Source organism: Methylobacterium crusticola, assembly GCF_003574465.1.
In the GTDB taxonomy this organism is placed as follows: Bacteria; Pseudomonadota; Alphaproteobacteria; order Rhizobiales; family Beijerinckiaceae; genus Methylobacterium; species Methylobacterium crusticola.
This window is the reverse complement of record NZ_QOWC01000333.1, coordinates 1-5,730: the sequence shown is the minus strand read 5'-3', so window position 1 is coordinate 5,730 and position 5,730 is coordinate 1. Positions and strand designations below refer to the sequence as shown.

The 5,730-nt window shown below is 75.4% G+C and carries 6 protein-coding genes; all 6 read left to right on the top strand.

Annotation, left to right across the window (positions count from 1 at the left end; genetic code table 11):
* The first annotated feature begins 665 nt into the window (after positions 1-665).
* On the top strand, positions 666-1,424 hold the full coding sequence (locus DT057_RS33790; protein ID WP_128566381.1) for a pyridoxine 5'-phosphate synthase: 759 nt from the start codon (positions 666-668) through the stop codon (positions 1,422-1,424).
* Entirely contained in the window at positions 1,421-1,819 is a 399-nt protein-coding gene (gene acpS / locus DT057_RS33785; RefSeq protein WP_128566380.1) for a holo-ACP synthase, read from the top strand. The genes DT057_RS33790 and acpS overlap by 4 nt, the downstream gene beginning before the upstream one ends.
* A gap of 163 nt (positions 1,820-1,982) precedes the next feature.
* The gene (gene lepB / locus DT057_RS33780; protein ID WP_128566379.1) at positions 1,983-2,774 is read left to right on the top strand and encodes a signal peptidase I; all 792 of its coding nucleotides are present in this window, start codon (positions 1,983-1,985) and stop codon (positions 2,772-2,774) included.
* A gap of 53 nt (positions 2,775-2,827) precedes the next feature.
* Positions 2,828-3,586, top strand: a complete 759-nt coding sequence (gene rnc, locus DT057_RS33775; protein ID WP_128566382.1) for a ribonuclease III — start codon at positions 2,828-2,830, stop codon at positions 3,584-3,586.
* Between the two features lie 10 nt (positions 3,587-3,596).
* Entirely contained in the window at positions 3,597-4,529 is a 933-nt protein-coding gene (era, locus tag DT057_RS33770; protein WP_128566378.1) for a GTPase Era, read from the top strand.
* A gap of 7 nt (positions 4,530-4,536) precedes the next feature.
* Positions 4,537-5,715 carry a hypothetical protein gene (locus DT057_RS33765; RefSeq protein WP_128566377.1) on the top strand — a complete coding sequence of 393 codons (1,179 nt, stop codon included), beginning with the start codon at positions 4,537-4,539 and terminating at the stop codon, positions 5,713-5,715.
* Positions 5,716-5,730 lie beyond the last annotated feature (15 nt).

Genomic DNA, 5,730 nt, shown 5'->3' with positions numbered 1-5,730 from the left:
GGGCGGTCGGTGCCGCGGGGGCCGGAGCCGCCGGGGCCGGCGCGGCCGGCGCCGCGGGCTTCGGGGCCTCCGGGGGGACCGAGCCCTGCTGGGCGCCCGCGGCCGTGACGGCCGAGAGGGTCGCGAGCGCCGCGACGGCCATCCGCAGGGTTGTGAGCAAGCCAGCCTCTCGTCGTTCGGTCACGCGCCTCGCGCCGGCAACCGCGGCCGGGCCCGCGGGTTCCGGCGCACGGCCGGCCGCACGCCCGTCGCGCGGGCCGGGGGCCGCCTCGCGCGGGTGATCGGCCCCGGCGCGCGGGTCATGGGTGGGGATCGCGGCGAAGGTGTGGGGGCGGAGCGGCAGTGGCAGCCGGGCGGGGGCAGCACCGCCACGGTCGAGCCGTCGTGCAGACATCGTGAGCGTCTCCGGGGCGGGCGCGTCGGCCCACCCAGCCTCGTCGTCGGGTTTCGCGGCCGGGCCCCGCGCCGGCGCGGAGCCGGCCCGGGCCCCTCCCGCGGTGCCCGCACAGTGCGGTGGGCTCGCCGAGGTGTCCAGGCGGATGAGCGCCCGCGCGGCGGTTTGACGGGGACGGCGTCCCGGCCGGGGAGGGCGGCCCCTTCGTCCGGCTGGCCCCGCCGGGCGGCGCGCGCTACACCGCCGGCATCCTCCGGAGCCCGCACGCCCGATGTCCGCGTCCCCCCTTCGCCTCGGCGTCAACATCGACCACGTCGCCACCCTGCGCAACGCCCGCGGGGGCCGCCTGCCGGACCCGGTCCGGGCCGCCCACGCCGCCATCGCGGCCGGCGCCGACGGCATCACCGCCCACCTGCGGGAGGACCGGCGCCACATCCGCGACGACGACGTCGTGCGCCTGATGCGCGAGATCGACCGGCCGCTGAACTTCGAGATGGCGGCGACCGAGGAGATGCTCGCCATCGCGACCCGGCTGCGCCCGCACGCCGCCTGCCTGGTGCCGGAGAAGCGCGAGGAGCGCACCACCGAGGGCGGCCTCGACATCGTGACCGGGCGCGAGCAGCTCGCCCCGGCCATCGCCCGGCTCAACGCCGCCGGCATCCGCGTCTCGCTGTTCGTCGAGCCCGAGGTCCACGTCATGGACGCGGCCCGGGCGCTCGCGGCGCCGGTGGTCGAGCTGCATACCGGCACCTACTGCGACGCGGTGCTCGCCGGCGACGCCGCGCGGGCGGCCCGGGAGCTCGCCCGCATCGTCCGGGCGGCCCGGCACGGCACCGCGCTCGGGCTCGAGATCCATGCCGGCCACGGCCTCACGGTCGAGAGCGTCGGCCCGGTCGCGGCGCTGCCGGAGATCCGCGAGCTCAACATCGGCCACGCCATCGTGGGCGAGGCGGTGTTCGTCGGGCTCGCGGCGGCGGTGCGGGGCATGCGCGACGCCATGGAGGCGGGCCGGCGCGGGGCCGGCGCATGATCGTCGGCATCGGCTCGGACCTCTGCGACATCCGCCGCATCGAGCGCTCGCTCGCCCGCTTCGGCGAGCGCTTCACGCACCGGGTCTTCACGGAGGGCGAGCGGGCGCGCAGCGACCGGCGCGCCGCCCGGGCGCCCTCCTACGCCCGGCGCTTCGCCGCCAAGGAGGCCTGCGCCAAGGCGCTCGGCACGGGCCTGAGCCGCGGCGTGTTCTGGCGCGACATGGAGGTGGTGAACCTCCCCGGCGGCCGCCCGACGCTGCGCCTCACCGGGGGCGCCGCCGCGCGCCTCGCGGGCCTGATCCCGCCGGGGCACCGGCCGCAGGTCCACGTCACGCTCACCGACGAGCCGCCCCTCGCCCAGGCCTTCGTGATCATCGAGGCGCTCCCGCTCTGACGCCCGGGGGCGGGACCCGGCGCCGGGGGGCCGACCCGTTTCGGCCGGGGCGCGCGTTGCGGGCGGACAAGCGTTAGTCTAGACCCCCGGCACCGCGGAATGCCGGCCGCGTGCCCTCGGCGGTTGCCAAGGCCAACACACCGACCGCCGGAGAGACTTTTCCATGGAACGCGCACGCATCGACCAGGACATGAAGCGGAGCAAGGACGCCGGCCTCTGGGACTCCGTCAAGGAGACCGTCAAGGTCGGCCTCCAGGCGCTTCTGATCGCCGTCGTCGTGCGCACGCTGCTGTTCCAGCCGTTCAACATCCCGTCGGGGTCGCTGATCCCGACCCTGCTGATCGGCGACTATCTGTTCGTGTCCAAGTACTCGCTCGGCTACTCGAAATACTCGCTACCGCTGAGCGAGTACCTTCCGATCGAGGCCAAGGGCCGGATCTGGGGCGCGGAGCCCAAGCGCGGCGACATCGTGGTGTTCAAGCTGCCCAAGGACAACGCGACCGACTACATCAAGCGGGTGATCGGCCTGCCGGGCGACCGCATCCAGGTCATCGAGGGCGTGCTCACCATCAACGGCCGGCCCGTGAAGCGCGAGCGCATCGCCGACTACTCGACGAGCGACGCGTTCGGCCAGGCGACGCTGGTGCCGCAGTACCAGGAGACGCTGCCGAACGGCGTCACGCACAACATCATCGAGCGCGACGGCGACCGCGGCCTGTGGGACAACACCCAGGTCTACACGGTGCCGGCCAACCACTTCTTCATGATGGGCGACAACCGGGACAACTCCACCGACTCGCGCGACCTCGGCAACGTCGGCTACGTGCCGTTCGAGAACCTGATCGGCCGGGCCGAGGTGATCTTCTTCTCGATCGACGAGGGCGCGGCCGCCTGGCAGATCTGGAACTGGCCCTGGACGGTGCGCTGGAACCGGCTGTTCAAGCCGATCCACTGACGGGGGTTCTCGCGGTGAGTGCGGCTGACGGAGCGGGCGGGGCGGGGACCGGCATCGACGCCGGCGCCGAGGCGCCGCGCTCCGCGAGCCGCGCCCGCCGGGCCCCGCGGCGCCGGCCCGACCTGTCGCTGCTCGAGGAGCGGATCGGGCACCGCTTCGCCGATCACGGCCTCCTGACCCGCGCGCTCACCCACGTCAGCGCCGCGTCGGGCGCCGGCAGCTACCAGCGCCTGGAATTCCTCGGCGACCGCGTGCTCGGCCTCGCGGTGGCGGACGGGCTCTACGCCGCCCTTCCGCGCGCGGACGAGGGCGACCTGTCGCGCCGCCTCTCGGGCCTCGTGCGCCGGGAGAGCTGCGCGGCCGTCGCCGCCGCCTGGGACGTCGGGACCCACCTGCATCTCGGCGGCGGGGAGGTCCACGGCGGGGGGCGCCACAACGCCGCGATCCTGGCCGACGTCTGCGAGGCCATCCTGGGCGCGATCTTCCTCGATGCCGGCTACGCCGCCGCCAAGGCGGTGATCGACCGCGCCTTCGCGGCGGGCGACCAGACCGAGGGCACGCGGAGCCGCGACCCGAAATCCGCGTTGCAGGAATGGGCGCAAGGAAAGGGCTGGCCGACCCCGACCTACGCGGTGGTGGAGCGGGCCGGGCCCGACCACGCGCCCTCGTTCCGCATCGAGGCCCGGGTCGCCGGCGTGGAGCCGGGCCTCGGCGTCGGCGGCTCGAAGCGCCTGGCCGAGCAGGAGGCCGCCCGCGCCCTCCTGATCCGCGAGGGATTGTGGGCCGACGACGCGGCCGCCGCACAGGAGTGACGAGACCGCCATGGCCGAGGCCGACGCCCCCGCGACCCCCGACGCCGGCGACACGCGCGCGGGCTTCGTCGCCCTGATCGGCGTGCCGAACGCCGGCAAGTCGACCCTCCTCAACAACCTCGTCGGCGCCAAGGTGTCGATCGTCTCGCGCAAGGTGCAGACCACCCGGGCCCTGGTGCGGGGCATCGCGCTGGAGGGCCGGTCGCAGATCGTGCTCGTCGACACCCCCGGCATCTTCGCGCCCAAGCGCCGGCTCGACCGCGCCATGGTGACCTCGGCCTGGAGCGGGGCCGCCGACGCGGACGCGGTCTGCCTGCTGGTGGACGCCCGCAGGGGCGTGGACGAGGAGGTCGACGCCCTCCTGGGCCGCCTGCCGGACCTGCGCCGGCCGAAGTTCCTCGTGCTCAACAAGATCGACCTGATCCCGCGCGAGCGCCTGCTCGACATCGCCCAGACCCTCAACGCGCGGGTCGCCTTCGCGCACACCTTCATGATCTCGGCGCTCACGGGCGACGGCGTCGCCGACCTGCGGCGCGCGCTCGCCGGCCTGATGCCGCCCGGTCCCTGGCTCTACCCGGAGGACCAGGTCTCGGACGCGCCGCTGCGCCTCCTCGCCGCCGAGATCACCCGCGAGAAGATCTACGACCGCCTACACGAGGAACTGCCCTACTCCTCGACCGTCGAGACCGACCAGTGGCAGGCCCGTCCCGACGGCTCGGTCCGGATCGAGCAGACGATCTTCGTCGAGCGCGAGAGCCAGCGGAAGATCGTCCTCGGCAAGGGCGGCCAGACCATCAAGGCCATCGGCCAGGCCGCCCGCCGCGACATCGCCGAGGCCGCCGAGACCCAGGTCCACCTGTTCCTGTTCGTGAAGGTGCGGGAGAACTGGGCCGACGATCCGGAGCGCTACCGCGAGATGGGCCTGGAATTCCCCCGCGGCTGACCGCCCGGTGATCCGGGTCGGCAAGGTCCTGCGCCGCGCGCTGCGCGGGCCGCGCCGGGCCGTCGGCCTGCGCTGGTACGCCCTGCGCTGCTTCCCCGAGCCGCTGGAGGCTTTCCTGCGCCTCGCGGAGGGCGCCGGCGCCTCGGGCGCCGCCTACCGGGGCCAGTCGGCCGCCCTTACGGCAGCCCTGCCGGACGACCGGGTCGCCCTGCTCCACATCCTGCGCGGCTGCACCGAGGCGAGCTTCGCTCTCCCGGCGGCGCTGGACCTCGCGGGCCTCGAGCGCCTCGCCGCGGCCCGCCCCTGGAACCGCCGCTACCTCGCCCAGATCGTCGCGAGCCTCGTCAACGCCCACCTGACGGCCCGGCCGGCGAGCGCCCACGACCCGGATTTCTGGCGCCGGCTCCTGCCGGCCCTGCGCCGCGTCGGGCGGCCCTTCCTCCTCGCCGGCGACAGCCACTCGCTGCTCTCGCGGTCGGTCGGGGGAGGCCGCCGCGCGCCCACCGTCCCGGTCCACCTGCTCTGCTCGGCCGGCTCCGCGGTCGGCCTCGCGAACCCGGCCTCCCGCTCGGGCTACGGGCAGTACCTCGCCCGCACCGCCGCGGCCCTCGCGGCCGCGGGCGGGCGCGGCCTGCCCGCCTTCTTCCAGTTCGGGCAGGTCGACGTCGAGTTCGTCTCGACCTTCCGGCGCATCGCGCGCGGCGAGGCGGCCTTCGACCCCGCGGCGTTCGGGACGTTCTGCACCGAGGTCGTGGAGCGCTACGGCGCCTTCCTGGGCGAGCATTTCGGGCGCTTCACGGCCGTCCACGTGGTCGGAATCGCCCCGCCGGCGCTCTCGGACGAGGCCTGGGCCGAGGGCTACTGCAACGCCCACGTCGCGCAGCTCGAGGGTGACCGGGACGAGGCGGAGATCATCCGCGCCGTGCGGTCGATCGCGGTCCCGGGCCTTGCCGCGCGCACGGCCCTGCACCGGGCCTTCAACGACCGCCTCCGGGCACTCTGCCGCGCCCGCGGCTTGCGGTACGTCGACGGGTTCGACGCCCTGCTCGGGCCCGACGGCACGCTCGACCGGCGCTTCCTCGGCGCCGCGCAGGGGCGCGACCACCACGTGGACCCGGACGCCGCCGGGCCGCTGGCCCGCGCCGCCATCGCGGCCGCGCTCGCGCGGGCAGGCCGCGGCGGCTGAGGCCGCGGCGGCTGA

Bases quoted from the DNA above. Each gene is read 5' to 3' on its own strand.
- lepB (WP_128566379.1), top strand. From the start codon at position 1,983: ATGGAACGCGCACGCATCGACCAGGACATGAAGCGGAGCAAGGACGCC.
- era (WP_128566378.1), top strand. From the start codon at position 3,597: ATGGCCGAGGCCGACGCCCCCGCGACCCCCGACGCCGGCGACACGCGC.
- acpS (WP_128566380.1), top strand. From the start codon at position 1,421: ATGATCGTCGGCATCGGCTCGGACCTCTGCGACATCCGCCGCATCGAG.
- DT057_RS33790 (WP_128566381.1), top strand. From the start codon at position 666: ATGTCCGCGTCCCCCCTTCGCCTCGGCGTCAACATCGACCACGTCGCC.